Source organism: Metaclostridioides mangenotii (assembly GCF_017873185.1).
Lineage (GTDB): Bacteria > Bacillota > Clostridia > Peptostreptococcales > Peptostreptococcaceae > Metaclostridioides > Metaclostridioides mangenotii.
The window spans coordinates 1201367-1228302 of the sequence record NZ_JAGGJX010000001.1 but is presented as its reverse complement, the minus strand read 5'-3'; the positions used below and the strand labels follow the sequence as shown (position 1 = coordinate 1228302).

At 30.4% G+C, this 26936-nt stretch carries 29 protein-coding genes; 20 read left to right on the top strand and 9 right to left on the bottom strand.

The annotated features are described in order from the left end of the window. Positions 1-621 precede the first annotated feature (621 nt). Positions 622-2082 carry a UDP-N-acetylmuramoyl-L-alanyl-D-glutamate--2,6-diaminopimelate ligase gene (locus J2Z43_RS05980; RefSeq protein ID WP_209456281.1) on the top strand — a complete coding sequence of 487 codons (1461 nt, stop codon included), beginning with the start codon at positions 622-624 and terminating at the stop codon, positions 2080-2082. A gap of 225 nt (positions 2083-2307) precedes the next feature. Here J2Z43_RS05980 and J2Z43_RS05975 read toward each other — a convergent pair whose 3' ends face one another. From J2Z43_RS05975 to J2Z43_RS05965, 3 genes are read right to left on the bottom strand one after another with little or no spacing between them, the layout of a single operon-like run. Next, positions 2308-2952 (bottom strand): GNAT family N-acetyltransferase, encoded by a 645-nt coding sequence (locus J2Z43_RS05975; protein WP_209456280.1) that lies wholly within the window; start codon positions 2950-2952, stop codon positions 2308-2310. Continuing rightward, a complete protein-coding gene (locus J2Z43_RS05970) occupies positions 2945-4183 on the bottom strand; it encodes a cation:proton antiporter (RefSeq protein WP_209456279.1) in 1239 nt (412 codons plus the stop codon). Before J2Z43_RS05970 ends, J2Z43_RS05975 begins: the two co-directional genes overlap by 8 nt. 2 nt (positions 4184-4185) lie before the next feature. Then, positions 4186-4818 carry a TetR/AcrR family transcriptional regulator gene (locus J2Z43_RS05965; protein WP_209456278.1) on the bottom strand — a complete coding sequence of 211 codons (633 nt, stop codon included), beginning with the start codon at positions 4816-4818 and terminating at the stop codon, positions 4186-4188. Between the two features lie 126 nt (positions 4819-4944). On the opposite strand from J2Z43_RS05965, the gene J2Z43_RS05960 reads away from it, so the two are divergent. Beyond that, on the top strand, positions 4945-5166 hold the full coding sequence (locus J2Z43_RS05960) for a nucleotidyltransferase domain-containing protein (protein ID WP_209456390.1): 222 nt from the start codon (positions 4945-4947) through the stop codon (positions 5164-5166). A 45-nt stretch (positions 5167-5211) separates the two neighbouring features. On the opposite strand, the gene ychF is transcribed toward J2Z43_RS05960, so the two are convergent. Continuing rightward, complete coding sequence (gene ychF / locus J2Z43_RS05955) at positions 5212-6309, bottom strand: redox-regulated ATPase YchF (protein WP_209456277.1); 1098 nt, start codon at positions 6307-6309, stop codon at positions 5212-5214. Positions 6310-6476: 167 nt separating this feature from the next. Next, complete coding sequence (locus J2Z43_RS15305; RefSeq protein WP_334299287.1) at positions 6477-6560, bottom strand: cysteine-rich KTR domain-containing protein; 84 nt, start codon at positions 6558-6560, stop codon at positions 6477-6479. Between the two features lie 386 nt (positions 6561-6946). Between J2Z43_RS15305 and J2Z43_RS05945 the strand changes: the two genes are divergently transcribed. From J2Z43_RS05945 to J2Z43_RS05930, 4 genes are all read left to right on the top strand, one after another. Then, a complete protein-coding gene (locus J2Z43_RS05945; protein ID WP_209456276.1) occupies positions 6947-7315 on the top strand; it encodes a phage holin family protein in 369 nt (122 codons plus the stop codon). A gap of 403 nt (positions 7316-7718) precedes the next feature. Then, a complete protein-coding gene (gene yfmF / locus J2Z43_RS05940; RefSeq protein ID WP_209456275.1) occupies positions 7719-8981 on the top strand; it encodes an EF-P 5-aminopentanol modification-associated protein YfmF in 1263 nt (420 codons plus the stop codon). Positions 8982-8995: 14 nt separating this feature from the next. After that, entirely contained in the window at positions 8996-10282 is a 1287-nt protein-coding gene (gene yfmH, locus J2Z43_RS05935) for an EF-P 5-aminopentanol modification-associated protein YfmH (protein WP_209456274.1), read from the top strand. Positions 10283-10388: 106 nt separating this feature from the next. Continuing rightward, complete coding sequence (locus J2Z43_RS05930) at positions 10389-11099, top strand: CPBP family intramembrane glutamic endopeptidase (protein WP_209456273.1); 711 nt, start codon at positions 10389-10391, stop codon at positions 11097-11099. Positions 11100-11387: 288 nt separating this feature from the next. Here J2Z43_RS05930 and J2Z43_RS05925 read toward each other — a convergent pair whose 3' ends face one another. Next, a complete protein-coding gene (locus tag J2Z43_RS05925; protein WP_209456272.1) occupies positions 11388-11957 on the bottom strand; it encodes a hydrolase in 570 nt (189 codons plus the stop codon). A 445-nt stretch (positions 11958-12402) separates the two neighbouring features. On the opposite strand from J2Z43_RS05925, the gene J2Z43_RS05920 reads away from it, so the two are divergent. The 5 genes from J2Z43_RS05920 to J2Z43_RS05900 all read left to right on the top strand — a co-directional run bounded on the left by J2Z43_RS05920 (position 12403) and on the right by J2Z43_RS05900 (position 16495). Then, entirely contained in the window at positions 12403-12885 is a 483-nt protein-coding gene (locus J2Z43_RS05920; protein WP_209456271.1) for a VanZ family protein, read from the top strand. After that, positions 12886-13641, top strand: a complete 756-nt coding sequence (lgt, locus tag J2Z43_RS05915; RefSeq protein ID WP_209456270.1) for a prolipoprotein diacylglyceryl transferase — start codon at positions 12886-12888, stop codon at positions 13639-13641. Continuing rightward, positions 13642-14577, top strand: a complete 936-nt coding sequence (rsmH, locus tag J2Z43_RS05910; RefSeq protein WP_209456269.1) for a 16S rRNA (cytosine(1402)-N(4))-methyltransferase RsmH — start codon at positions 13642-13644, stop codon at positions 14575-14577. Positions 14578-14692: 115 nt separating this feature from the next. Further along, positions 14693-15691, top strand: a complete 999-nt coding sequence (locus tag J2Z43_RS05905; protein WP_209456268.1) for a sulfurtransferase — start codon at positions 14693-14695, stop codon at positions 15689-15691. Between the two features lie 252 nt (positions 15692-15943). Continuing rightward, complete coding sequence (locus J2Z43_RS05900) at positions 15944-16495, top strand: TVP38/TMEM64 family protein (RefSeq protein WP_209456267.1); 552 nt, start codon at positions 15944-15946, stop codon at positions 16493-16495. Positions 16496-16852: 357 nt separating this feature from the next. On the opposite strand, the gene J2Z43_RS05895 is transcribed toward J2Z43_RS05900, so the two are convergent. Further along, positions 16853-17149 carry a hypothetical protein gene (locus tag J2Z43_RS05895; protein ID WP_209456266.1) on the bottom strand — a complete coding sequence of 99 codons (297 nt, stop codon included), beginning with the start codon at positions 17147-17149 and terminating at the stop codon, positions 16853-16855. A 15-nt stretch (positions 17150-17164) separates the two neighbouring features. After that, complete coding sequence (locus J2Z43_RS05890; RefSeq protein ID WP_209456265.1) at positions 17165-17368, bottom strand: ArsR/SmtB family transcription factor; 204 nt, start codon at positions 17366-17368, stop codon at positions 17165-17167. Positions 17369-17508: 140 nt separating this feature from the next. Between J2Z43_RS05890 and J2Z43_RS05885 the strand changes: the two genes are divergently transcribed. Next, the gene (locus J2Z43_RS05885) at positions 17509-18351 is read left to right on the top strand and encodes an isocitrate lyase/PEP mutase family protein (protein WP_234925980.1); all 843 of its coding nucleotides are present in this window, start codon (positions 17509-17511) and stop codon (positions 18349-18351) included. 204 nt (positions 18352-18555) lie between these two features. Here J2Z43_RS05885 and J2Z43_RS05880 read toward each other — a convergent pair whose 3' ends face one another. Next, the gene (locus J2Z43_RS05880; RefSeq protein ID WP_027701461.1) at positions 18556-18774 is read right to left on the bottom strand and encodes a hypothetical protein; all 219 of its coding nucleotides are present in this window, start codon (positions 18772-18774) and stop codon (positions 18556-18558) included. A gap of 494 nt (positions 18775-19268) precedes the next feature. Here J2Z43_RS05880 and J2Z43_RS05875 point away from each other — a divergent pair, with 494 nt between their 5' ends. The 8 genes from J2Z43_RS05875 (at position 19269) to J2Z43_RS05840 (ending at position 26934) form a co-directional block, all read left to right on the top strand. After that, on the top strand, positions 19269-20117 hold the full coding sequence (locus J2Z43_RS05875; RefSeq protein WP_209456263.1) for a flagellin N-terminal helical domain-containing protein: 849 nt from the start codon (positions 19269-19271) through the stop codon (positions 20115-20117). A gap of 326 nt (positions 20118-20443) precedes the next feature. Continuing rightward, the gene (locus tag J2Z43_RS05870; RefSeq protein WP_027701463.1) at positions 20444-20890 is read left to right on the top strand and encodes a MarR family winged helix-turn-helix transcriptional regulator; all 447 of its coding nucleotides are present in this window, start codon (positions 20444-20446) and stop codon (positions 20888-20890) included. After that, positions 20890-22272 carry an MATE family efflux transporter gene (locus J2Z43_RS05865; RefSeq protein ID WP_209456262.1) on the top strand — a complete coding sequence of 461 codons (1383 nt, stop codon included), beginning with the start codon at positions 20890-20892 and terminating at the stop codon, positions 22270-22272. Before J2Z43_RS05870 ends, J2Z43_RS05865 begins: the two co-directional genes overlap by 1 nt. A 275-nt stretch (positions 22273-22547) precedes the next feature. Beyond that, a complete protein-coding gene (locus tag J2Z43_RS05860) occupies positions 22548-23096 on the top strand; it encodes a TetR/AcrR family transcriptional regulator (protein ID WP_209456261.1) in 549 nt (182 codons plus the stop codon). After that, positions 23096-23419, top strand: a complete 324-nt coding sequence (locus J2Z43_RS05855) for a DMT family transporter (protein WP_209456260.1) — start codon at positions 23096-23098, stop codon at positions 23417-23419. Before J2Z43_RS05860 ends, J2Z43_RS05855 begins: the two co-directional genes overlap by 1 nt. A gap of 216 nt (positions 23420-23635) precedes the next feature. After that, positions 23636-24070, top strand: coding sequence for a MarR family winged helix-turn-helix transcriptional regulator (locus J2Z43_RS05850; protein ID WP_209456259.1), 435 nt, complete (start codon positions 23636-23638; stop codon positions 24068-24070). 325 nt (positions 24071-24395) lie between these two features. After that, complete coding sequence (locus tag J2Z43_RS05845; protein WP_330617459.1) at positions 24396-26327, top strand: ATP-binding cassette domain-containing protein; 1932 nt, start codon at positions 24396-24398, stop codon at positions 26325-26327. 217 nt (positions 26328-26544) lie between these two features. Next, positions 26545-26934, top strand: a complete 390-nt coding sequence (locus tag J2Z43_RS05840) for a hypothetical protein (RefSeq protein ID WP_234925979.1) — start codon at positions 26545-26547, stop codon at positions 26932-26934. Positions 26935-26936: the final 2 nt, after the last annotated feature.

The window sequence follows — 26936 nt, the reverse complement described above, 5'->3', positions numbered from 1 at the left end:
TTTTGTTGATATGTAGATATTCGCTACATGTCAGACAAAGTGCGTCTGAAAATGGCGCGAGTATCTACATATCAACAAAAATCCCACCGCATTACTATTATTTAAAATCTCCATTGAAGTAAGACCGGAAGGTCAAGAACAAAGGCAAGAACGAATAATAATTTATGATTATGGTATTTGAAGTTGTAGAGTATATAAGATTGATTTTAAATAATAGAGATGTTATTTTTATTGATATATAATATGAAGGGCATGTCAGACAAAGTGTGTCTGAAAATGGCACGAGTATTTACATATCAACAAAAATCCCACCGCATTACTATTATTTAAAATCTCCATTGAAGTAAACCGGAAGGTCAGAACAAAGGCAAGAACGAAGAATACCAAGTGCGAATATTAATTTATGATTATGGTATTTGAAGTTGTAGAGTATATAAGGTTGATTTTAAATAACATCGTATTACTATTATTTAAAATTACTAATGAAGTAAAGGCGAAGAGCAAAAGCAAGGAACAAAAATAAAAGAATTGAAATATATCTATATGATATGAAGTTATAGAGTATATAAAGTATGAAAAATTAATGATTGTTTAAAATAGGCGTTTTTAGGAGGAAGTTTAATGTTGTTACGTGATATGATTAAGGGACTTGATGTTGTTAGTGTTGTGGGAGATTTGGATGTTGAGATAGAAGATTTTCAGTACGATTCTAGAAAGGTTTCTGAGGGAACTTTGTTTGTGTGCGTTAAGGGATTTGTATCTGATGGACATAAGTATATAAATAGCGCGATTGAGAAAGGTGCAAAGGCATTTTTAGTAGAGGATGATGTTTTTGTCGAAGGCTGTACTTTTGTAAGAGTTGATAATTCTAGAAGGGATATGGCTAAGGTAGCTGATAATTTTTACAGTCATCCATCTACTAAGTTTGATGTTCTTGGAGTTACGGGTACTAATGGTAAGACTAGTATAACTACTTTTTTGAATGAGATTTTGTCACGTGCACAAAAAAGAGTGGGTCTAATTGGTACTATTAAAATATTTGATGGTATTCACGAGGTTACTTCTAGTTCGACTACTCCTGAAAGTGTGGATCTTCAACATATTTTTGATAGTATGCTAAATAATAAGTGCGATTATTGTGCTATGGAGGTTTCTTCTCATTCGCTTGCTTTAAACCGTGTTGATGAGACTAAGTTTAAGCTTGGTATTTTTACTAATCTTACTCCTGATCATCTCGATTTTCATAAGGATTTAGAGGATTATAGACAGGCGAAGGAAAAGTTGTTTTATATGACTACTGGAGCCAATATCATAAACATAGATGACGAGGGCGGACAAAAGATTTATGAGAATATTAAAGATTTAGATACTCCTTGTTATACTTACGGTATCGAAAATCAAGCTGATTTTATGGCTAAGGATATAAAGTCTGATTCTGATGGTGTATCTTATAGACTTATAACTCCAACTTATGAGGAGGTTATATTTGTTCCTGTTCCTGGTATGTTTACTGTTTACAATACTCTTGCGGTGATAGCTGCATGTTACAATTTGGATATAGAAAAATCTGTATATAAAGAAGGGCTTAGAGTTACTAAAGGTGTATCTGGAAGATTTGAAACTGTGCCTAATGATAGAGGTATGAGCGTTATTGTAGATTATGCACATACTCCAGATGCTTTGGAAAATGTACTTAAAACTAGTGAGGAATTTGCTAAAGGTAAGGTTATTTCTGTATTTGGATGTGGCGGTGATAGGGATAGTGAAAAGAGACCTCTTATGGGTAAAATAGGGCAGAAGTACTCTGATGTTTGTTTTATAACTTCGGATAATCCTAGAACAGAAGATCCAAATGCTATACTAGAGGATATCGTTAAAGGTATAGATAAAAATGTAGATAACTACAATGTAGTTGTGGATAGAAAAGATGCTATTGAAAAAGCTATAGCGATGGCAAAAGAAGGGGATGTTGTTATTATTACTGGTAAAGGACACGAAGATTATCAGATAATAGGTACTACTAAACATCACTTCGATGATAAGGAAGTTGCGAGAGATTTTTTAGATAGTTTGGATAGATAGAATACAATATAGTTAATGAATATTGCAAAATGGATGTCTCAAAAATTGATATTTTAATCAGTTTAGAGACATCTCATTTTTATTGTTTTGATGATAGCTTATAGAAATCAGCGGGTGATTTTTCATAGGGAATTATCACAGAAAATGATTGATTTTTTCTATCCTCAAATGTAAAAGTGTTCCATGGATTTTTTTAGTCTCATTTATTTTAGCAAACTTTTTTGATTACATTAAATTTATATTGATTCCATATAAGAAAATATTTAATGTAGACAATTCATTTTCTCTCGTAATAGTTATGCTTTTTTCTCCTTGTCGAATAAAACCATGACTATCATAGAAACCATAATTACATGTTGTATCAGTGAATAGATAAATATTATTAGTAGATTTATATTTAAGATATTGAAAAAGATTATTTAACAATTTATTACCAACACCATAACCTTGACATTCTTGTGTAACAGCGAAAAGAGTAAGAACGCCATCAAAATCTTTTTCACTGTCTATAAGAAGCTCTTTATATGTTTTACGCAAAATTTTATATTCATTTATATCACATTTAAATAGTTTAGCTGTAGTTATCATTAAAGAAGAATAGAATCCCAGTAAGAGTAAATAAGGTAAATGTTTTATATATTGATAATCTTTTTTCGATTGACCTAATATAACACCAACAAATTTTCCGTTTTTTTCTGCTATACAATTAAAAGTTTGCTCAACTAGACAACTATATAGATAAGTTTTTAGAAAATACCTTAATACTATAGGATTATCTACATATTTATATAGGCCAAAACTTTTATTTATAATTGACTCAATTTCTCTAAAGTCACTTTTTCTTATTTTTCTGAATAGTACTTTATCCATTTTGTAATTCGTCATATTTATTAAACTCACCTGCCCATTCAAAAGCCTTTTTAGAAATTATAACAGCTATAATTTCATTGATAACTGCAGCTGCAGCTATTGTACCTTGAATAATTTTTGCACTCTCAGGAGCTGGAGTGGATAATACGGAGACGGCAATACCAGTAAAAACTAATGACACACCTGAATGGGGTAATAATACAAGTCCTAAGTACTTCTTAACGGTGTTAGGCGAATTGGTAATCTTCGCTCCATAGTAAGCGCCACTGTATTTTCCTATTGATCTTGCCAGAATATATATAACAGTGTATAATCCTGCTCCAAAAACTAACCTAAAATCAAGTGGTGTACCAAGATTTAAGATAACTATTATCATTGAAATACCAAGTATAGGATTAAATGAGAGCATAATTTTATTTAAATTTTCTTCAGTAATTAAATTAGCGAAAGTAGCTGAAAAGGCCATACCAATTAACATGAAATTAAGTACTGGTTTTGGTAAAACAAAATTGTTGAAAAAGAAACCAATACTTGAAGCAATTAATAATGTACTTATCAAAATCAAATTTGAAATATAAGGAGGATATTCTTTTTTAAAAAATAAGCCTACAATGAATCCAAATATTACTCCAATTATTATAGGTAATAAGATTACTACTAGTATCATATATAAAGGAAGTTTTTGATCTGATATATGATTAGACACTACGGAAATCGTTGTAAAGAATACAATAACAGCTACCACATCATCAAGTGCTGCCATAGGGATTAACGTTTTTGTAACAGGACCATCTGTTTTAAATTCACGTACAATTGAAAGCGCTGGTGCCGGTGCTGTTGCAAGTGCAATACCTCCAAAGATAACTGAAAGATAAAGTGGGACACCTGTAAAATAAAATGCAATGCAAAATATTATGCTAACAACAAAATAAGTACCCAGTGATTGAGTCAATGTTGTAATAATGATTTGTTTTCCAGTTTTTTTTATTCTATTCCAGATTAGTTCTGTACCAATTAATAAACCGACTGTACATTCTAATATATTAATAATGGTTTTATACCAATTTGAATTTAAGAGTTCATTATTGATAAGACCTAAAGCATGAGGTCCCAAAAGCATTCCTGCTAAAAGCCAACCCAAAATTGATGGTAATTTAGTTTTTGATACAATCTTACCGACTAAAATTGCTAATGCAATTGAGACAATAAGACGTATTAATAATATAATCAAATTTAATTTTCCTCCTTTGCTATTCCATAAAGTATAATATCAAGTAGTTTAGATAATTTTAATTCATGCATCTCGACCAAAGTGTTAAAGTCTGAGTTTTCAAATGATTTATTTTGAAAATAACCATTATACATTTCCTGAAATATTACGAAAAATTCCAATGCCTCATTTTCTGTAATTTCATCTCTTAATGGAATGTTATTAATTATCTTCTTATAATATTTAATATTTATATGATCAAATTCTTTTCTAAGTTCTTTAATTTGTTCTCTTAAATGTCTCGGAGGTTGTATAATTGATTGAAAAAATATATTACTATATAAAGGATTAATATAGAAAAAATGTTCCCTTCGATCTAGGTAAATTTTTATACTATTTGTGCTTTTGTTAGGTATAATATTACTTTCTTCTACGTCTTTTAGAAATTCCGTAAGTTTATCAAAACAAGATTTTACACATGTTAGATATAAGGCTTCTTTATTTTTAAAATAATGATAGATTAATCCTTTAGATATTCCATTTTCAATGCATATATTATTGATTGATGCACCTTCATAACTTTTAGTACCAAATTCCACTAGTGCCGAGTTTAGTATTTTTTCTTTACTGATTTTATTTTTTTCTTTTTGTTTCATAAAAATCCTCCAACAATACAAAATTGACTGTGTAGTCTATTTTGTATTATATTAGAAACAAACCGGGTAGTCAATATTATTTAATAATTAATGCGAGCCAAATCAAGTAAGACATTCTTTTAGCAAATTGATAAACTATTACACAACTTTGATAAGAAACTTATTTTTGTTGGTTTACAGGGAAGTTATCAAAGGGGTGTGGCAACTGAAGAGAGTGACTTTGATGTCGTAGTAAAACTTGATGATCTAAGAATTGATGATTTTAGCTCGTATAGGAAAATTGTAAGTACCATGCCAGAAAGTGGTGCAAGAAGATTATTAACATGGAAAATTATTAAACTAAAATGAGCGATCAATAATATTATTGATCGCTCATTCTTATTTTACAATCTATTAAACGTTAAATCTAAACAGGATAACATCTCCATCTTTAACGATATAGTCCTTACCTTCAAGTCTAACAAGACCTTTGTCTTTAGCAGCAGACATAGTTCCATGTTCGACTAAATCGTCGAATGCTATAGTTTCTGCTCTTATGAAACCTCTTTCGATATCAGAGTGAATTTTACCACCTGCTTGAGGAGCTTTTGTTCCAACTTTTACAGTCCAAGCTCTAACTTCTTGTGGCCCAGCAGTTAAGTATGATATAAGACCAAGTAGTGCATAAGAAGATTTTATAAGTTTATCTAGACCTGATTGCTCAAGACCAAGAGTTTCTAAGAACTCTCTTTTCTCTTCATCAGAATCAAGTTCAGAAATTTCAGCTTCTATTTGCGCGCAGACAACTACAACTTCAGCATCTTCAGTAGCTGCATAATCTCTTACGATTTTAACGTATTTATTGCTATCTCCATCATCAGCTAAATCGTCTTCGCCAACATTTGTTGCGTATATAACTGGTTTTGAAGTTAGTAGGTTTAATGAATTTACAAAAGTTTGCTCATCTTCATTAAATTCCATAGTTCTCACACATTTGTTGTCTTCAAGAGTAGCTAAGATTGATTTTAAGAACTCTAGCTCAGAAGCAAGAGTTTTATCAGCTTTAGCAGCTTTTTGAGTTTTTTGTACTCTTCTTTCTAATATTTCTATATCAGAGAATATAAGCTCTAAGTTTATAGTCTCTATATCTCTAAGTGGATCTACAGAACCGTCTACATGAACTACGTTTGGATCTTCAAAACATCTTACAACGTGAACTATAGAGTCAACTTCTCTGATGTGAGATAAAAATTTGTTTCCAAGTCCTTCACCTTTAGAAGCACCCCTTACAAGACCTGCTATATCACAGAATTCTATTGCAGTAGGCACTAATTTTTTAGAACTGTATAGTTCTTGTAATTTATTTAGTCTTTCATCTGGAACAGATACAACACCAACGTTTGGATCTATTGTACAGAAAGGATAGTTTGCAGATTCAGCTCCTGCTTGAGTTATTGCATTGAATAGCGTACTTTTACCGACATTCGGTAATCCAACTATACCTAATTTCATTATGATCTTCCTCTCATTTGTTTTATATAAATTTAAACAATTTTGTCTAATTGTAAATTTTAATTATAGACATATACGTTAATTATAACATAAACAAATAGTATGTTGTTTAGATTTCAATAAAATTTGTTGGATTATATGGTAAGAATTCTACGATTGCCGATAATTTAATAGCTTTCCTGTTTACTTTTCGGACAGTAAAGCGGAAAGTTAATTAAGTCTGTATCCTCCTGCATCCTAAGTCTTGTTATATTTTTGAAAGGACTTTATCCATTTCGTCTACTTCATTACACACGAGTTACAATATGGATATTAAAAGATATTATAAAGGTATAAAATTTTATGAAAAAAATGTATTTTCACCTTTCTGCAGGAAAGTTTAAATTGGAGCGTATAGTAGATAAAGTAAAACATAAAATAAAAATTATAAATGAAAAATGAAATATCGAGATCATATAGCCAAAAATACATAGCGATGTAGTAAGATTATTTTGTAAAAATAGGTTACTTAAACCAAAAATTAACCTATTTTGTTTTTTGTGGGGAATATTATTTAAAATATTGGTAAATATATAAATGTAAGTTAAGAAATTTTGTGTAAAACAAAAAATAGTATTTTATAAAAGGAGTAGTTTATATGGAATATGAAAATGAAAGAAGAACCGGTAAAGATAATAGCGTGTTAAGATGGCTAGGAAGATTTGTATTAGTTGCAATCATTTTAGCAATAACATCATTTGTAACTCCAGGATTTTCAATATCTGGAATGTGGTCATATTTAATAGCAGCGGTAGTAATATCAGGGATAGATTATTTAGTAGAGATGTTTATAGGAGTCGATGCATCTCCTTTTGGAAAAGGAATAAAAGGATTTGCAATTGCAGCAATTATAATATACTTAGCACAATTTTTAGTTCCTCATATGAATGTATCTATTATGGGTGCAATATTGGCTGCTGTAGTTATTGGTATTTTAGACGTAGTATTTCCAGCTAGAGCTATGTAATTTTAATTACCTATGTATAAAATTATAAGTTCTATGGAAAATACGTCAAGCTAAACTATTAAGAATTAAATTAATTTTAAAAATTTGTTAATAAAATAGGTTAACAAAAAAATATCGTTTATATTTATTGTTGAGAACCGTATCATAGGTAAGTGATACGGTTCTATTTATAATCATCTAAGTCAGAGGAATACGAAAAGTCTGAATTAAGACTTTCTACAATTAAAGAGATAAAGAAAAGCGCGAAGTATCTGGCTAATAGTCAATAATTCGCGCCTTTTTAATTAAAATATTGTAGTGTTTTAAATTCAAAAATGGGTATAAATTAGTAAATATAAAGTCTATCATATTAAATATTATAATTATTGGTTATAATTAATATATAAAGATATAGGAGGTAGCTATGAGCGATTTAAAAAGAGTAGATTTAGGTAATAATATAAATTTGACGTTGATAAAGACTTCAAAATTTAAAACGAACTTAGTAAGTGTTTATATTCAAAGAGAATTAGATAGAGAAGATGTTACTAAAAATGCGCTGTTGCCATCTGTAATAACTAGCGGTAGCAATAAATATCCAACTTTAAGAGAAATATCACATAAGTTAGATAGTCTTTATGGTGCATCACTTCTGTCAAATGCAGGGAAGAGATCAGAAAAACAGATACTAGAGTTTAAGATATTGGGTATTAATGATAAATTTATTGATGAAGATATATTTAAAGATATGATTGAGTTTTTAAATGAAATAATAAATAATCCATTTATTGAAGATGAAGGATTTAAAGAAGAATATCTTAATCTGGAAAAACAAAACTTAAGAGATAAAATAAAGGCAGCTATAAATGATAAAAAATCATATGCGCAAAGCAAATGTGTTGAAGCAATGTGTAAAGATGAAAGATATAGTATAGATGAAAATGGTTATGAAGATGACATCGACTCTATTACAGCGGTGGATCTATACAATCACTACAAAAATATTCTTAAAACATCTCCTATCGATATAGTGGTAGAAGGTAATTTCGATGAGGATTTTGTAGTAGAGTCTATAAAACAAAACTTCAAGTTTGAAAGAGGAGAAATAATCGAAATACCTAGAGGGGAATTTTCTAAAAAGGTAGATGAAGTAAAAATAGTCGAAGAAAAAATGGATATTACTCAAGGTAAGTTGGTTATGGGATACAGAGCAAATGTAGATTACATGGACAACGATAAATACTATTCATTGGTAGTAGGAAATAGTGTTTTTGGTGGAGGCGCTCACTCAAAACTGTTTAACAATGTAAGAGAAAAAGAAAGTTTATGTTACTATGTTTATTCATCAGTTGAAAAGTACAAGAGTATAATGTTTGTTTCATCTGGTATAGAAGCTCAAAACTACGAAAAAGCGGTTAAAATAATAAAAGAGCAACTTGAAGATTTAAAAAATGGAAAAATAACTGATCAAGAAATTTCAAATAGTAAGAGCGCACTAATCAACTCGGCTAAATCTGTTACAGATAATATTGGCGGCATGTCAGAGTTTTCTTTTGCACAATCTTTTGCTAAAACTAACTCAACAGTCGAAGATTTAATCAAAAGTATAGAAAAAGTTACAGTAGACGATATAGTAAATGCTGTAAAAGACATAGAGCTTGACACAGTTTACTTTCTTAGAAACTAGATGAGGAGGATTATATGAAAAAAATAGTCAACGATATATTAAAAGAAGAAATTTATTATAAAAAGCTAAAAAACGGTTTAGATGTTTATTATATGCCTAAAAAGGGATTTACAAAAAAATACGCAATATTAGGAACTAATTATGGATCAAATGAATTAGAGTTCGTTCCAATAGGAGAAAAGGAAAAGTTTAGAGTAAATGAAGGGATAGCACATTTCCTAGAGCATAAAATGTTTGAGCAGCCAGATGGAGGAAATGCCTTTGATGAATTTTCAAAGCTTGGAGCAAGTGCTAATGCTTTTACAAACTTTACTATGACTGCATATTTATTTACAGCAACAGAGAACTTCTATGAAAGCCTTGAACACTTGATAAAGTATGTTCAAACACCTTATTTTACAGATGAAAATGTAGAAAAAGAGAAAGGAATTATAGAACAAGAAATAAAAATGTACGACGACGATCCAAATTGGAATGTTTACTTCAATTGCCTTAAAGCTATGTATGAAAATTATCCTGTTAAAATCGATATAGCTGGAACAGTTGAAAGTATATACAAAATCACTAAAGATGAATTATACAAGTGCTACAATACATTTTATAACCCGGGAAATATGGCATTATTTGTAGTGGGAGATTTAGACGAAAATAAAATTATGGAAGTAGTAGAACAGTCTAATAACTACGATGTAGAGAAATTAAACCATGAAATTGAGAGATTTTATCCAGAAGAACCTACAACAGTAGCTCAGAAAGAAGTTGTAAAAAAATTCCCTATATCAATGCCTATGTTTTATATGGGATTCAAGGACGATAAAGTAGGTATTAGTGGAAGAGAGCTTCTTAAAAAAGAAGTAACAACAGATATACTACTTGATATGATATTTGGAAAAGGCGGAGAGCTTTTTGAAGAACTCTATAAGACAGGTCTTATAAATGAAAACTTTGGAGCAGGATTCTCATCACAAGTAGATTATGGATTCTCATTAGTTGTGGGAGATTCTAAAGATCCGAGAAAAGTTCAAAGAGCTGTATTTGATCAAATAAATAAATTGAAAAAAGAAGGGTTATCAAAAGAAGATTTCGACAGAGTTAAAAAGAAGAATACAGGTCAGCTTCTTAAGAGCTTTGATTCAATAACTAATATAGCAAACAGTTTTATTTCTAATAATTTTAAAGGTATAAATATACTTGATTATGTAGATGTAATAAAAGAAGTTAGTTTTGAGGATGTTGTGGATAGATTAAATAATCACCTTAAAGAAGAACTTAGCGTAATATCTATAGTTGAACCTAAGTAAGAAGAATTAATAAACGGCAGTGTCTCCATTTGGATTTAGATATTATATATCTAATGAAAATAGAGATGCTGTCATTTTTCGAAAGCGTTTATGAGGGGGCGTTTGTATGAATACTACAAATATAAAAAAGTACATATTTAGTTTTTTAGGAGCGTTATTGATATCTTTAATTACAGTATTTGTTTTTGTTTTTTTAATGCTTTTCGAAGAAGTCAACTTTTTATTTTCAAATCAAATCATCGGTAATACATTACTTTTTACAGCTTCTTTGGTAGTGATATTAATATTAGCTATAGTTTATAATGATGGAATTTACAATAATCCAACTAAAAAAATATCTGTAAAAAGTTTTTTTAGCTATGATAAAAAATATGTGTTATTAGTACTGTCATTAATAATAATTTCAATATTATTTGTAGAGACTATACACATAATAACTTCGAAAATAAGTCAGGGACATGATGCCGACATAAAATTTAGTACTGTTGATTTAATAGGAGCGTTTACATATACCCCGTTCATAGAAGAATTAATATTTAGAGGTATATTTTTCAATCTTGCTTTTAACAATTTGGATATGGAAAAGAAAATAGTAAAATACATTGTTATTATAGTTAATATTATGTGTTTTCTGGTTATACATTATATTGATTATGGATCATATTTTGTATCAATATTGATATCATTGCTTCCGAAACTAGCGATCTCAACATCACTCGTATTTGTATATTTAAAAACAAGAGATATAAAATACAATATTATTTTACATATGTTGTACAATTTTATTATTATTTTTGTTTCGTATATAAATTATTAATAAACGGATTATCAAGAAATAAAGAAATGAAAAAAGGATTGTGATTGGGCTTGTAACATCTCGGGACGCCCAATCACTTTGGAGTAAACCAACAACCATGATATATGGTTAAGGTTTATGAATATATATTTAAATTTACATTATAATTATGAAGTAATTATGAAGAAAATCTAGTCTTTAGAAAATCTATATAACTAAAAGAATCCCTGTAGATTTATATTGAAAACTACAGGGATGATTTTTCTATTTACTCAATAAACTAAGAAAGCTTGTCCTGCTGACTGAGTTTTAGATATTTAGTGTAGGAATTAAAGTTCTCATTCCGAGTATAGTTTCAGAGATAAGTTCGTCCAGTGTCCAGCCCAGTTCCTCTGCACCTTGTTTAATTACATCTCTAGAACATCCGGCAGCGAAGCCTTTATCTTTAAATTTCTTTTTAACTGATTTAAGTTCTATATCTACAACACTTTTTGAAGGTCTCATTATTGCAGCTGCTCCTATTAATCCAGTAAGTTCATCTGATGCGAATAAAATTTTTTCCATCTGTTTTTCTGGTTTCGCAACTGACCCAGTAAGGCCGTAACCATGAGAAGTTGTAGAAAATATTACTGAGTCGTCTATATCCTCAGACTTCATAATTTCAACTTGCTTTACACAGTGTTCATCTGGATAAAGTTCAAAATCTAGATCGTGAAGCACTCCTACAATCTCCCAAAAGTCCGTGTTATCAGGATCATATTTCTCGGCGAAATACTTCATAACTCCACCAACTATAAGTCCATGTTTGATGTGAAATTCATCCTTGTTGTATTTCTTTAATAGTTCAACAGCTTGATCGTAATTTGGTATATAAGCCATATTATGCCTCCTACTTGTACTAAAAATTTTGTGTTTACAAATATTTAAATATTTGTAAACAGTTTTTAAGATAATAAATATTGAATGTTATTCTAACATAGTAATTGTTCAAAATCAATGTATTAGTGTAAATATTCTGATATTGAAATGTGTATTAAATTTGAAATTTAATTTAAATCTAATATAAACATCGTAGTTAGTGGAGTATAAACTTGTATTAAAGATAATAATGTAGATATAGATTTGTATAGTTATATTGAGAATAGATATGCGGGAAGATATTATTTTAGAGTATCGCTTTAGCTTATAAATAATAATAGAAATTTTTTTGTAATAAGATTGTCTGTTATGTTATTATGATTTAGAGGTTGATCTATTAGTATTGATTTTAATAAATTTAAAGTATCAGTTTATTTGAACCCAATCATGTTAAAGGAGAAATTTAATGAAGAAAAAGAGAATAATCATGATAGTACTAGTAGTTGCTTGGATGGGGTTGATTTTTAAATTTTCTAGCGAACCGGGCAATATATCTACTCATAAATCAGATTCAGTTATAAAGGCGATACAAGGTATTAGTAAAAATACACTGTCAAATGAGAAAAAGAAAACTGGTTTTGGATATACAGTTTCTATTAGAAAGACAGCTCATGTGTGTTCATATTTAATTCTTTCTATATTAATATTTACAGCAAGTACATACATTACAAAATCCCAGCTAAAATCATACAGAAACGCATTTATAATATCTTTTATTTATGCGGTATCAGATGAAGTGCATCAGTTTTTTATTCCCGGGAGGACGGCTACAGTAAGAGATGTATTTATTGATATGTTTGGTGTAGTTTTGGGTATGTGTATTGTAGCGATTGTATTAAGTATATATAAACATAAATCGAATAAAAAAATAGGTCAAAGAGGTGTATAGATGGATAGAGTAGCTTTTAGTTTATTTGGCATAGATGTAATGTGGTATGGTATTTTGATGGCAGCAGGAATGATGACCGCTATATTAATTGCATTAAAGGAATCCAAAAGAGTTGGAATAGACGAAGATGATGTAATTAATATCGCTATAATTGCCATTCCTGTTGGCTTAATATGCGCAAGGATTTACTATGTAGTGTTTAATTGGAGTGATTATGCTGGAAATTTTATGGAGATGATAAATGTCAGAGGTGGGGGTCTTGCAATTCATGGAGGTCTTATCGGAGGAATTTTAGCGGGATTTTTATATACTAAATTCAAAAAGATGAATTTCTTTAAAACAGCGGATTCTGTGATGCTAGGAATGCCACTAGCTCAAGCAATTGGTCGTTGGGGAAATTATATAAATGGGGAAGCACATGGAGGCCCTACTGATCTACCTTGGGGAATTATGGTCGATGGAATGAAGGTACATCCAACATTTTTATATGAATCTGTCTGGAATTTATGTGTATTTGCATTTTTAGTTTTTACAAGAAAGAAAAAGAAGTACGAAGGTCAGATAATGGTAAATTATATTGTTCTTTACTCTCTAGGACGATTTTTTATAGAGGGGCTTAGAACAGATAGCTTAATGTTTGGTCCTCTTAGAATGGCCCAAGTAATCAGTTTAATTGGAATAATAGGTGGGGTAATAGCTCATTTTTATCTAAGCAATAAAAGTAAAGTCAATAAAGTAGAAAAAGGAGATAATTAGATGGAATTTCATCATGTATCCGTGCTTTTAAACGAATGTATAGACGGTTTAAACATAAAACCAGATGGAGTATATGTGGACTGTACAATGGGTGGAGCAGGACACTCAATAGAGATAGTAAAAAAATTATCGAGTGAAGGTCTTTTTATAGGATTTGATCAAGATATCAATGCAATAAATACAGCTAAAGAGAGACTGAGTGAATACAGTGACAGAGTAAAATTTGTACACAGTAACTTCGAAAATATAAAGTCTGAACTTGAAAAACTAGGAATTACAAAAATCGATGGAGTTTTGGCAGACCTTGGAGTTTCTTCTCATCAACTCGATGAAGCGGACAGAGGTTTTTCATATATGCAGGATGCTCCTTTAGATATGAGAATGGATGTTAGAAGCGAGTTCAGCGCTTATGATGTTGTAAACAACTATAGTGAAGATGAGTTGAATAGAATTATTAAAGATTACGGAGAAGAGAACTGGTCAAGACGTATTGCAAAGTTTATAGTCGAAGCAAGAGAAGAATCCCCTATACAAAATACTGGAGAATTGGTAGATATAATAAAAAAAGCTATACCTAAAAAAGCTAGAATAGATGGACCTCACCCTGCAAAGAGAACTTTCCAGGCTATAAGAATAGAGGTAAACAACGAACTCGGTGTAATAACTAGTTTGATAAGGGATGTTGCGTCTATTATGAATAAAGGTGGCAGGATTTGTATAATCACTTTCCACTCATTAGAAGATAGAATAGTAAAAAATGAATTTAAATACTTAGCAATAGACTGTATTTGCCCACCGGAACTTCCAATGTGTCAATGTGATAAGGAAAAAGAAGTAAAGGTAATCACTAGAAAACCGATACTTCCAAGCGATGAAGAAGTAGAAGTAAATCCTAGATCAAGAAGTGCAAAGTTAAGAGTAGCAGAGAAGATATAGATAAAATCTATATCTTTTCTTATATATATAGATAAAGATGATAAATAATGTCTGAAATTTCAACAAATTTTTTGATATAATTAAATAAATATATTAAACTTATGGAGGAATAATTATGAAACTTAAGACAAGCAAAAAAATAGTATCTTTATTGATTGTTATAATGTTAGGTATCTCTGTTGCAGCATGTTCAAATAAAGAAGATAAAGCAGCGGATAAACCTAAAGAGGAAAAAACGCAACAAACAGAATCTAAAGATGAAAAAAATGTAACGACAAAAGATGAATATACATACGATAACAACGAATATCTTACAAGTATAGCTTGGTTAGAGAAGAATATGAAAGATAATAAAAATCTAGTTATAATTGATGCTAGAAGCGATAAAGACTATGCAAAAGGTCATATACCTGGTGCAGTAAACGTTGCATGGCAAGGGCTTTCTAAAATGGAAGGTAAAGCAGGAGATAAAGACTGGGGAACTCTTCAAGGTGAAGAAGATCTATCTAAAGCTCTAGGTGCTTTAGGAATATCTAAAGACAGTCAAGTAGTTGTTTATGCAAACAAAGATGCTTGGGGAGAAGATGGGAGAGTGACTTGGTCTCTAAAAAGAGCTGGTGTAGATGCGAGAATGTTAAATGGAGGATTTGATCTATGGTCTTCTGAAAAGAAAGAAACTACTAAAGATGTACCAGAAGTAAAACCTTCAGAAATGACTGTATCTGAAATTAAACCAGATATGAATATATCTACTGACGATTTAAAGAAAGAATACAAAGACCTAAAGGTTATTGATACTAGAGCAAAAGACGAGTACGACGGCGCTGTTAATTTCGGTGAAGCGAGAGGCGGACATTTACCAGATGCAATAAATGTTCCATTTACTGAGTTATACAATGAAGATGGAACTCTAAAAAATAAAGATGAAATAGTTAAGATAATGGAAAAGGCTGGAGTTAAAAAAGAGGACAGTATAGCAACTTACTGTACAGCTGGGATAAGATCAGCTCATATGGCTTTAGCTCTTAAAAATGCTGGTTTTGAAAATGTAAGAAACTATGATTCTTCATTCTACGAGTGGGCTGCTGATGAATCTAATGAAGTAGTGAAGTAGTGACGTGGATAAAATATATAGAAATATAGAGAAAGACTTATTATAAAAGCTTTCTTGTTGGTTGTACAGGGTTGTATGTAGAGTGCATCCCTGTGCAACCTTTTTTAAACGAAATTATAAGGAGTGATTTTGATAAAACATATGTATAAAATTTATATTAAAAAAATCGTCTTTATATTAGTCGTATTAGGTCTGTATTTACTGTTGCCTCAAGTAAAGTCATTTGTGAACCAGGTTGTATTTTACTTGAGTATGGATAATATCTATGCTATGAATGGGTATATTGCTTCTTTTGATTCAACATCTTACCTTATGTCAACGCTTCTAATGGTATTTCAAGCGGTGATTGCTCTGCTTTCATCTACAACTATTATGCAGGCGAATAACGATGTATTTGGTATGGCAGTAGGGGTCGTAGTTTCATGGATAGGGCTTTTAGCTGGATCTACAGTTTGCTTTTTATTGGCTAAATTTTTGTTAGGGTATTTTGTGAAATTTATAATCAAAAAATTTAAGCTAGAAAAAATAGGCGATTTCGTAATTAAAAATGGAGATAGTATAGTGTTATTATCTAGAATGTTGATCTTTTTACCTTTTGATGTGATAAGTTATATACTCGGTTTATCTAATGTTAGTTTTAAATCTTATATAAGATCGACAACTTTGGGATGTATTCCATATTTAGCGATGCACTCTTATTTCGGAGTAAATTTAACTGTTAGTATAAAATATTCTATATACGGGGTGTGTATTTTAATAGCTTTGTCTATATTGATTTTATTATTAAAGAAAGTAAGGATATAAGTAAATAAGATTATGGAATAGATCTTACAGAGAAATAGCGCAAAATATAGAATCTATACTTACAAGCTTATAAATTAAGTATTATTTAGTTATTAAGAAGGAGGTTTTTATATGCCGAGAATAAAAGAATCTAATTTGGGGTTAACAAACTTTCAGAAATTACTTGGTCATAATCAAAATATACTAGATTTACACAAGTATTTCTAGCTGATCCAAAATCAGTACCTGATTCTTCTTTTGAAATCTTAAAAGAATACTTTTCTGATGAGGAGATAAATGAACTTTGCACTTTTATTACATTTACTACTGCATCTCAATACTTTGGTTCTTTAATAAAATTAAAATAAAGTACAATACTCAAAAATAATAGCATCTTTTTTCTTTTTTTAATAATTCAATATTTACTCCATTGGATTCAAAAAAATTTTCACCTTCTATACTTAAACACAAACCAGATAATGTCTTTACTATATAATTCTTATTAAGCATCCAATCCGTAATCTGTACGCCGATTTTTCCAGCTAAGTGATCATAACATGTCCTACCTAAATACAACTTCTGATCTTCAATACTTTGAGTTAATGACCTTGAAGGTTTTAAAGGAGAAATCTGAAGCCAATTTTCAAGCATTTGAGCCAATTCATCATTATTCATTTGATAATAATGAAATCATCCATGTTTTTCCATAACTATCCATTGTGATTCATTAAGCCTTTCTAAATGATAAGAAGCAGTATGAGATTTAATTCCAGCAGCTCTGGCCAACTCATTAACTGTATGAAATTCTCCATCCATCATCACCATAAGAATGGTAGATCGTGATTTGTCAGCTAAAATTTCTGCTAATTGTGATATTTGTGGAGTTTCAGTCATAATTATATTCTCCTAATAATTTCATATATCGATGAGTATTGATCTATCTATAGTATATAATAGCTTATATAAATTGTAAAAGGATTGGTATTATGAAATATAAATTTCTAAATAATATTAATCATGAAAGGATGAAAGATATGGATATTAGAAAACAATCATACTTAGCAAAACAATTTCAAGAAATGCACCGTCGTAATAAAATGTTTATACTCCCTAATGCGTGGGATGTTGGTAGTGCAGTTATATACGAAAAACTCAATTTTCCGGCAGTTGGAACAACAAGTGCTGGGTTTGCTTATAGTTTAGGATATTCTGATGGAGAAAAAATTGATTTTGAATACATTGTTCAAAGTATAAGCAAAATGACTCAAAGAATATCTGTTCCTGTGAGCGTAGACATTGAATTAGGTTATGCTGACACAATTGATGGAATAGTAGAAAATGTAACTAAGATTATTAAAGCTGGCGCAGTTGGAATTAACATTGAAGATGGATATTCCAAACCAACTCCTCATCTAGAAAATCTTGATTTTCAAATAAAAAAAATACAAGCGATATCTAAGCTTAGAGAGACGTTGAATATTCCTTTTGTTATTAACGCCAGAACTTGCGTGTATTTCATTAATGCAGGAAAAGATGATGAGGATAGGCTATCAATTGCTATTGAAAGAGGTAAAGCTTATCATAAATCAGGAGCTGATTGTATATTTATACCTGGAGCAATTGAAGAATGTAATATTTCAAAATTAGTAGAAAATATACCTTCACCAATTAATCTCCTTGCTACGCCTACAACAAATAATCTAAAAAAATTAGATCTATTAGGAGTTAGGCGTTTGAGCCTTGGTTCTGCTCCAGTTAGATCTGCTTATTCAAACTTAATTGAAACAACAAAACAGATACAGGATGAAAACAAAATTTCAAAGTTATTAGATCACGATTTTTCTTATGATATAGCAAATAAACTATTTGAACGTTAACAGTTAATTCAATCTTTTAATTTCCAATATAAATTTAAACTACTTATTTTAAATTTATATTGGAAATTCTTGATATAACTTAAATAAAAAATAAGGATAGCATAATAAGCTATCTATTTACCTTATTAAGAGTCTATGAATTAATCTATTACAAGTTATTTTATTATCTTCTTTATTTTATTTTTTAAAATATAATCTAATTGATTATCGGATTTTAAAATCTAATGTCATGATATCCGTGCTGTGAATTTTTGCTGCCCAATAACCTCTATCACTAGCGTTTAAACTAAATAATCCTATACTGTTATGCCCATTTTTGTCTATTAGATATCTGTCGTTGTATTGATACAAAACTTCATCTTGATTTGTGATAGAAACTAGCTTGCCAATATTTTTTTCATTTAACACTTCCCATATTTTCATAAGTGTCCTCCGTAACAAATTTTATTTTATATTGATTTGGGTCTATTTCTATAAAGACATGTATTCAGTTAGTTTTATAATGTTATAACAAGTAGCTGATAACTCACTGTATAAATATATTCATTTATATCTAAAAATAATTACTAATTAATTTCTTCAATTTCTAATCTTTTTACCTATTTCTAGCATATATTTTCATTTGTAAGCTTTTTTGAAACTTACTAATCTTTAAATTTTTGTTTAAAAATCTATTTTATAATTGCTTATGATGATGCTAATTTTTACAATAACTACTATTATTAGGATTGCTGATAATACTATACATATAAATGCCAAATTTTTAATTAAATTCTCCATTATTTAATAAATTTTAAAACTATTTTATAAAATACTATAATGTTTTTGCAGCTTAGTACGAATATAATATTGTAAGGTATTATTAACTTACATAAAAATGGCAAGGATGCCGATAAAAAACTATGGAGGGTAATATAATGAGAATTAACAACAACGTAAATGCTTTAATAGCAAACAATCAAATGAATAAAAATACTGCTTTACAAAGTAGATCAATGGAGAAATTATCTTCTGGTCTAAGAATCAAAAGAGCGGCAGATGATTCAGCAGGTTTAGCAATATCTGAAAAGATGAGAAATCAGATTAAAGGATTAAATCAAGCAGGATTAAATGTACAAGATGGTATATCTGTAGTACAAACAGCAGAGGGTGCTTTAGAAGAAACAGGGAATATTCTAAAGAGAATGTCTCAATTATCTGTTCAAGCTGCAAATGAGACAAATACAGCTTCAGAAAGAGAGAAAATTGTTAACGAATTAACTCAATTAAATGACGAAGTAGTTAGAATGTCAAAAACTACAGAATTTAATGGTAAACAATTATTAGATGATTCTTATGATAAAATAAGTCTACAAGTAGGTACAAGTGGTGATTCGAATAATCAAATTGATATAACATTAGTTAATACTGCTAGTTTAATGGATACAGCCGGTATTACTCAAGCTAATATAGACTTGATGAAAACTGATGACGATGCTGGAACTACTGCAGCTAAGACAATGATGGCAAACATTGATAAAGCTCTTGCTAGCGTAAACTCTGCAAGATCAACTATAGGTGCACAACAAAATAGACTTGAGTCAACTCAAGTAAACTTAACTAATACTGCAGAGAATGTTACTGCTGCAGAATCTAGAATAAGAGATACAGATGTAGCTAGTGAAATGGTTCAATTATCTAAATTAAACATATTAGCCCAAGCATCTCAATCGATGTTAGCACAAGCTAATCAACAACCACAAAGTGTATTACAATTAATGCAATAATCAATAATTTCTTTATAAAGAGTAGGGTTTTTTATCTACTCTTTATTTGTATTTTAAAATTTAATTCTTGAAGACACATATCCTAGTAAGATATATAAGTAAATAAAATTATAAATCAATTTTACATCGAAATCTGATTAAGTTGTATACAGAATTAGCCATATACCAAAGACCCGTTTATAGCGGGTCTTTTATTTTGTAACTGAATAAATGAATTACCAAAAAATTGCATAATATCTCAAAAAATTACAAATGTCATAACATTAGTTGACATATCAATTAATTGAGCGTATAATAGTTGACATATCAACTAAGGGGGTGTAGATATGCCTAGAAGTATAGGAAGATTAATCTCTATTCTTTATAGAAAAAATCAAGTTTATATGAATATAGCTCTAAAAAAATATGGGATTACATCGGCTGAACAGCCCTTTTTAACAAGTCTGTATATTAGGAACGGGGCAACACAAGATGATATATCAAATCATCTGAATATAGACAAAGCTGCAACGACGAGAGCAATACAATCGCTTATGGAAAAAGGTTATGTTACAAAAGAAAAAGATCCTAATGACAAGAGATGCAACAGAATATATACTACATCTAAAGCTGAAGATATCAAGCTAGAGATCATACAGCGATTATGGGATTGGAATGATTTTTTGACTGAAGACATGGATGAGGCTTCAAAAGACTTTGTGTATTCAGCGCTAGAAAATATGGTTTTAAAAGTAGAAAGTACAGATTTTAAAAAGAAATGGAGGGATAAATAATGGAGATAGTCAATCCACTAGGAGAAGATAAAGTATCTAAATTATTAATGAAATTTTCAGTCCCTGCTATTGTAGGTATGATGGTAAATGCTGCTTACAACATTATTGACAGGATATTTATAGGCAATAGTCCTGACTTAGGGGCTAATGGTCTGGCAGGTATAACAATAGGTTTTCCAATTATGATAATCCTTATGTCTATAGGGATTTTATTTGGCGTTGGTGGAGCTACGTTATTTTCAATTAAACTAGGAGAAGGAAAAAAAGAAGAAGCCGAAGAAGTTTTAGGAAATGCTTTTGCAATTTTAATTATAAGTGGTATAGTTTTTATGATCATCGGTGAATTATTTCTAGAGCCAATATTAATTTTGTTCGGTGCAAGTAAAGAAGTGCTTCCGTATTCAATGACATTTATGAGAATAATTTTCTTGGGTGCAGTATTCCAAGTAGTAAGCATGGGTATGAATAGCTTTTTGCGTGCTGATGGTCAACCAACACTTGCGATGATTACTATGTTTATGGGCGCAGGGACTAATATTATTCTGGACGCTATACTTATAAATTGGTTGAGAATGGGTATGGCAGGAGCAGCGATAGGTACAATTACAGCTCAATTCATATCATCAGTTTGGATTGTTTCATATTTCTTTGGAAAGAGATGTAATACTAAAATAAAATTTAAAAATATGAAATTAAAACGCAGTATTTTAGAAAAGATAACTTCACTGGGTATGCCTGGTTTTTTAATGCAGTTAGTCAACAGTTTACTAAATGTAATTTTGAATAAGAGCTTATTTGTTTTCGGTGGAGACCTTGCAGTATCAGGTATGGGTATAGTTAACAGTTTACAGACGATTTTACTTATGCCGGTTACAGGACTTAACCAAGGTGTTCAACCTATAGTAAGTTTCAACTTTGGAGCTAAAAAGTACCACAGGGTTAAAGAAGCAGAAAAACTTGCAATCACAGTTGCTACAGTAATTGTAGTCGTGGGTTACGTTGTGACAAGAGTATTCCCAGTACAGCTGGTTTCCTTATTTAACCAAGATCCAAAATTAGTTGAGTTTTCAAGCTATGCACTTAAAACTTGGTTTATGAGTTTACCAGTAATAGGATTCCAGATACTTGCTTCAAACTTCTTCCAATCAATAGGAAGATCAAAAACAGCAATATTCTTGACTCTTACACGTCAGGTAATTCTATTGATACCAGCTATACTTATTTTCTCAAATGTTTGGGGTATAACTGGATTACTACATTCAGCTCCATTTTCAGATTTAGGTTCTGCAATACTTACAGGAACTTTCTTCTACTTTGGGATTAAAAATCTCGGCGAAAATGACAGATTGCCAGAAGTTGAAACAGCAGAGAAAATAGGATAATAGATAGATACTATAAAAATTAACTATGGAGTATTCAAATAAAGTAAAATACAGATTAATACCGTTTATATGGTAGGCTATTGCCGAATAAGTAATTTAACTACTTGATAACGAAATGATTATGGTAATATACATAAGGATATTTATTTACGGATATTTATTTACAGACTAACTTGTAAATAAATATCCTTTTTTATTGACAAAGAACCGTCCAGACGGTATAGTAAAAGTGGCGTAATATGATAAGATTATACAAGAGGATAGGAGTATACATGATGAATAAAAAGAATGTTACTAAAGAAAAATTACTTGATTCAGCGTCATTTATTATTCAAAATCGAGGTATGGCCCACTTTACTTTAGAATCAGTTGCTTCACATGCCGGTGTAAGTAAGGGTGGTCTTTTGTACCATTTTCCAAATAAAGAAGCGTTAATTACAGGGATTTTAGATCGCTTAATCGATAGCTATGATAATGAGATTGCAAAACATATAGATAAGTTTGAAGATAGGAAGGGCGAGTGGAGCAGAGCTTATATGGAATATACATTTAAGGATATGATCAAAGACAAAGATATGGGTACCGCATTAATAGCCTCAGTTTTTTCAAATCCTGATCTTTTGAATAAATTAAAAATTCAGTATGAAAACTGGCAACACAATATAGAAAATGACGGAATAGACCCAGTAACAGCAACTATAGTCAGATTGGTATCTGATGGATTGTGGTTTGCAGAGATTTTCGGTCTAGCTCCGATCGATGAAGATTTAAGAATTAAGGTATTTAACAAATTGCAAAATATTATTGAAGAAGGTGATAACTAATGGCATACATGCATTTATTTTTTGCAATTATCGGTGAGATTTTTGGAACGTCTCTATTAAAGATGTCGGATGGTTTTTCAAAATTAATACCTACCATAGCATCCATGACTTCTTTTGTATTGGCGTTTTATTTTTTATCAATGTCATTAAAATCAATTCAGCTAAACACAGCATATGCAATGTGGTCAGGTGTAGGAATTGTAATTACGACAGCGGTTTCTGTATTATTATGGAAGGAAAGCATTAATTTCGCAAGTTTTGCAGGTATAGGCTTGATACTTGTTGGAGTTATTGTTTTAAATTTATACGGACCTAGTCATTAGGATTATAGTGTATAATTTATTAAATAGAAATAGAAATAGAAATAGAAATAGAAATAGAAATAGAAATAGAAATAGAAATAGCGAGAGAGATATTTTGAGTATTATACTTAGAATATCCCTCTCGCTATTTCTATGCTTAAGATAATTGACATAGATGTATAATAATGATAAAGTAGTTTCCAAAAGGAAATCATATTTACTACGGAGGGATATATTTTGAAGGGATTTTTAAAAACAGCCTTGGCAAATCTGCAATGTGAGTTTGTAGCTGAAAGAAATAGTGTCAACTCTAAAGAGATCACATGGTTTCAATACGATATACTTGCTATTTTAAAGGAAGAAGGGTCTTGCTTACCAGCTTACTTAGGTCAAAGATTAGGCGTAACTCGTGTAAAGTTGTCAAAAGGATTAAAAGGGCTAAAAGATAAAGGTTATATTGTGCAACAAAAGGGAGAAGATGATGGTCGAGAGATGATAACAAAACTTACAACGAAAGGAATTCAACTGTTGAATAAAATAGATACTGCACACGATGATTTAAAAGATACAGTAGAACAAGTATTATCGAGTGAAGAACAATTGATCTATACTGAATTATCGGTAAAAATTACTCAGGCGTTAAAAGAAAGAAGGCTTTCTAATGAAAAATGAAATAATTGAGATCGTTCATGCTAATGAAAATAATTTGAAAAATGTCTCGCTTAAAATACCTAAAAACGAGATAACAGTAGTTACTGGAGTATCTGGTTCAGGAAAATCATCTCTAGTTTTTGATACATTAGCGGCAGAGTCACAGCGAATGTTAAATGAAACTTATTCTAGCTATGTTCAGCAAATATTACCACATTACAGCCGTCCTGATGTAGAAAAAATCAGAAATTTGCCTGTATCGATTGTTATCAATCAGAAGAAACTAGGAGGAAATGCTCGATCTACAGTAGGAACGGTTACTGATATTTATACATTATTACGCTTATTGTTTTCAAGAATCGGAGCACCATTTGCAGGCTACTCAATGGTTTATTCATTCAACAATAAGCAAGGTATGTGCCCCTACTGTCAAGGGCTTGGTGTAAAAAAAGAAATAAACTTACATAAATTAATTAATTTTGATAAAAGTCTGAATGAAGGAGCTATTCAGTTTCCTACATTTCAACCTGGAGGCTGGAGGCTTTCTCGTTATACTGAATCAGGTTATTTTGATCAAAATAAAGCAGTTGCAGACTATTCTGAAGAAGATCTCAACCTTCTTTTGTATGGAAACGAAAGAACTCCTGATCATCCAACACAATACTGGCATAAAACAGCAAAATATATCGGTATCATCCCTCGTTTAAACAAATCATTTTTAGAAAAGGAACAAAATCAATATAAAGAAGAAATAGAGAATATAGTTAATGAACAAGTTTGCTCATATTGTAATGGTCAGAGACTCAATGAAAAAAGTTTATCAAGTAAAATAAACGGAAAATCGATTGGTGACTGTTCTGAAATATCTGTAGGAGAGCTAATTTTGTTTATCGAATCAATTAAAGACTCAAAGGTACAAGGTGTAGTAGAAGATATCATCGACCGTCTAAGATCTATTGAATACGTCGGTTTAGATTATATAAATTTAAACAGAGTCACAAGTACTTTATCAGGTGGAGAATCACAACGTATCAAGATGGCAAAACACCTCAATAGCAGTTTAAGCGATATTATGTATATTTTTGACGAACCGAGTACAGGATTACATCCCTATGATATTGAAGGTGTAAATAAAATATTTCAAGGACTGCGAGATAAAGGAAATACAGTTATTATCGTAGATCACGATCCAGATATAATTAAAATTGCCGATCATGTGATTGATATGGGTCCTAAATCAGGTATTTGCGGTGGAGAGTTACTCTTTGAGGGAAGTTATGAACAATTGTTGTTAAGCGATACTTTGACTGGAAAAGCTATGGTAAGTAAACATAGATTAAAGCTAAAGAAAAAGACTTTTTCCGACTTCTATATTTTAAATAATGTTTCAAAGTTTAATCTTAGAGATGTTTCAGTTAAAATCCCAAAACAGGCATTAACTGTCGTGACAGGCGTGGCGGGTTCTGGTAAAAGCACTTTGATTTCAAAAGAATTTAAAGAAGTTCATCCAGATAGTATTTTGTTGGATCAGCGAGCAATCAATGGATCGACACGCTCTACTATAGTTACGTACTTAGGAATTTTTGATGAAATAAGAAAGGTATTTGAAAAAGAAAGCGGTAAATCTGCTTCACTATTTAGCTTCAATGGAAAAGGTGGATGTTCTTTATGCAAGGGGAGAGGTTTTATAAAAACTGATCTAGCATTTATGGGAGATGTCGAAGAAGTTTGCGAGTTATGCAATGGGAAACGATATAGCAAAGAAGCAATATCCTATAAATATAAAGGATACAACATCGGAGAAATCTTAGAATTAACAGTCAATGTGGCATTATCTGTTTTTGAAGAGGTAAAAATAACAAGAGGTTTAAAAGCCCTTGTTGAAGCGAATTTAGGATATATTAAGTTGGGACAATCTCTGAATACATTTTCGGGCGGTGAGATTCAAAGACTTAAATTAGCAAATATATTACTTGAGCTAAAAGGGAATATTTTGATATTGGATGAACCAACTACAGGTCTTCATGAATCAGATATTGAAAGTTTGATTGAGCTGTTACAAAGAATTATAGATAGAGGTGTAACCGTTATTGCTTTAGAGCATAATCTGTCAGTTATGTGTGAAGCAGATTGGATTATCGATCTGGGTCCAAAGGGAGGCTCTAAAGGCGGTCATATAATGTTCATGGGTCATTTAGGAGATTTTGTGCACTGTGAAAATTCCTTTACTAAAGATAGACTAGTTCAATATGTAGAAAGTAAGAGTATAATTGTATAAAAAATTATAAATCTAAAAAGGATTTTTAGATCTCACAAAAAATGAGAGATAAAAATCCTTTTTTATTTTTGTAGAATTAAAAAAACAAATTAATACAATATTTCTTACAGTATTAAAAATAATGTATTAATTTAACGACAAGTTATTAGAGGAAGAAGCACCTAAATACACAAATATAATTATAGATATAAAATAATTTTAGCAGAGGTGATTAGCATTGAGTCGAAGTAAAATGAGTAGGGAAAAGAAAATAAATAGAACGAGCAAAGTAAGAAACATAGATGAATATAAAAAGGATAATAAGAATAATTATAAAAAAAGAAAAGGAAATAAAGCTAAGAGGAAACTTCCGAAATTTTTAATCTTTGCTGCAACATTTGGAGTTATCATTTTAAATTTATGTGGATATGCAAAAATATCAGAAATGAAGTACGACATTCACTATCTGGAGCAAGATCTTAGGAAGAAAGAGATTACACTTGATGAATTAGAAACTGAACACAAAAAAGATGAATCTATTACTGAAGTAGAAAATAATGCTAAAGAGACATTAAGTATGGACTATCCTAAAAAAGAGCAGATTGAATACATCAATCTAAGTGAGTAGGG

Excerpts from the sequence above, each read along its gene's own strand:
- J2Z43_RS05860 (WP_209456261.1), top strand. The coding sequence starts at position 22,548 with ATGAATAAAAAGAATGTTACTAAAGAAAAATTACTTGATTCAGCGTCA.
- J2Z43_RS05925 (WP_209456272.1), bottom strand. The coding sequence starts at position 11,957 with ATGGCTTATATACCAAATTACGATCAAGCTGTTGAACTATTAAAGAAA.
- rsmH (WP_209456269.1), top strand. The coding sequence starts at position 13,642 with ATGGAATTTCATCATGTATCCGTGCTTTTAAACGAATGTATAGACGGT.
- J2Z43_RS05870 (WP_027701463.1), top strand. The coding sequence starts at position 20,444 with ATGCCTAGAAGTATAGGAAGATTAATCTCTATTCTTTATAGAAAAAAT.
- J2Z43_RS05885 (WP_234925980.1), top strand. The coding sequence starts at position 17,509 with ATGGATATTAGAAAACAATCATACTTAGCAAAACAATTTCAAGAAATG.
- yfmF (WP_209456275.1), top strand. The coding sequence starts at position 7,719 with ATGAGCGATTTAAAAAGAGTAGATTTAGGTAATAATATAAATTTGACG.
- J2Z43_RS05895 (WP_209456266.1), bottom strand. The coding sequence starts at position 17,149 with ATGAATAATGATGAATTGGCTCAAATGCTTGAAAATTGGCTTCAGATT.
- yfmH (WP_209456274.1), top strand. The coding sequence starts at position 8,996 with ATGAAAAAAATAGTCAACGATATATTAAAAGAAGAAATTTATTATAAA.
- J2Z43_RS05930 (WP_209456273.1), top strand. The coding sequence starts at position 10,389 with ATGAATACTACAAATATAAAAAAGTACATATTTAGTTTTTTAGGAGCG.
- J2Z43_RS05975 (WP_209456280.1), bottom strand. The coding sequence starts at position 2,952 with ATGGATAAAGTACTATTCAGAAAAATAAGAAAAAGTGACTTTAGAGAA.
- J2Z43_RS05880 (WP_027701461.1), bottom strand. The coding sequence starts at position 18,774 with ATGAAAATATGGGAAGTGTTAAATGAAAAAAATATTGGCAAGCTAGTT.
- J2Z43_RS05920 (WP_209456271.1), top strand. The coding sequence starts at position 12,403 with ATGAAGAAAAAGAGAATAATCATGATAGTACTAGTAGTTGCTTGGATG.
- J2Z43_RS05965 (WP_209456278.1), bottom strand. The coding sequence starts at position 4,818 with ATGAAACAAAAAGAAAAAAATAAAATCAGTAAAGAAAAAATACTAAAC.
- J2Z43_RS05865 (WP_209456262.1), top strand. The coding sequence starts at position 20,890 with ATGGAGATAGTCAATCCACTAGGAGAAGATAAAGTATCTAAATTATTA.
- J2Z43_RS05980 (WP_209456281.1), top strand. The coding sequence starts at position 622 with ATGTTGTTACGTGATATGATTAAGGGACTTGATGTTGTTAGTGTTGTG.
- J2Z43_RS05855 (WP_209456260.1), top strand. The coding sequence starts at position 23,096 with ATGGCATACATGCATTTATTTTTTGCAATTATCGGTGAGATTTTTGGA.
- J2Z43_RS05890 (WP_209456265.1), bottom strand. The coding sequence starts at position 17,368 with ATGACTGAAACTCCACAAATATCACAATTAGCAGAAATTTTAGCTGAC.
- ychF (WP_209456277.1), bottom strand. The coding sequence starts at position 6,309 with ATGAAATTAGGTATAGTTGGATTACCGAATGTCGGTAAAAGTACGCTA.
- J2Z43_RS05900 (WP_209456267.1), top strand. The coding sequence starts at position 15,944 with ATGGATAATATCTATGCTATGAATGGGTATATTGCTTCTTTTGATTCA.
- J2Z43_RS05945 (WP_209456276.1), top strand. The coding sequence starts at position 6,947 with ATGGAATATGAAAATGAAAGAAGAACCGGTAAAGATAATAGCGTGTTA.
- lgt (WP_209456270.1), top strand. The coding sequence starts at position 12,886 with ATGGATAGAGTAGCTTTTAGTTTATTTGGCATAGATGTAATGTGGTAT.
- J2Z43_RS05875 (WP_209456263.1), top strand. The coding sequence starts at position 19,269 with ATGAGAATTAACAACAACGTAAATGCTTTAATAGCAAACAATCAAATG.
- J2Z43_RS05905 (WP_209456268.1), top strand. The coding sequence starts at position 14,693 with ATGAAACTTAAGACAAGCAAAAAAATAGTATCTTTATTGATTGTTATA.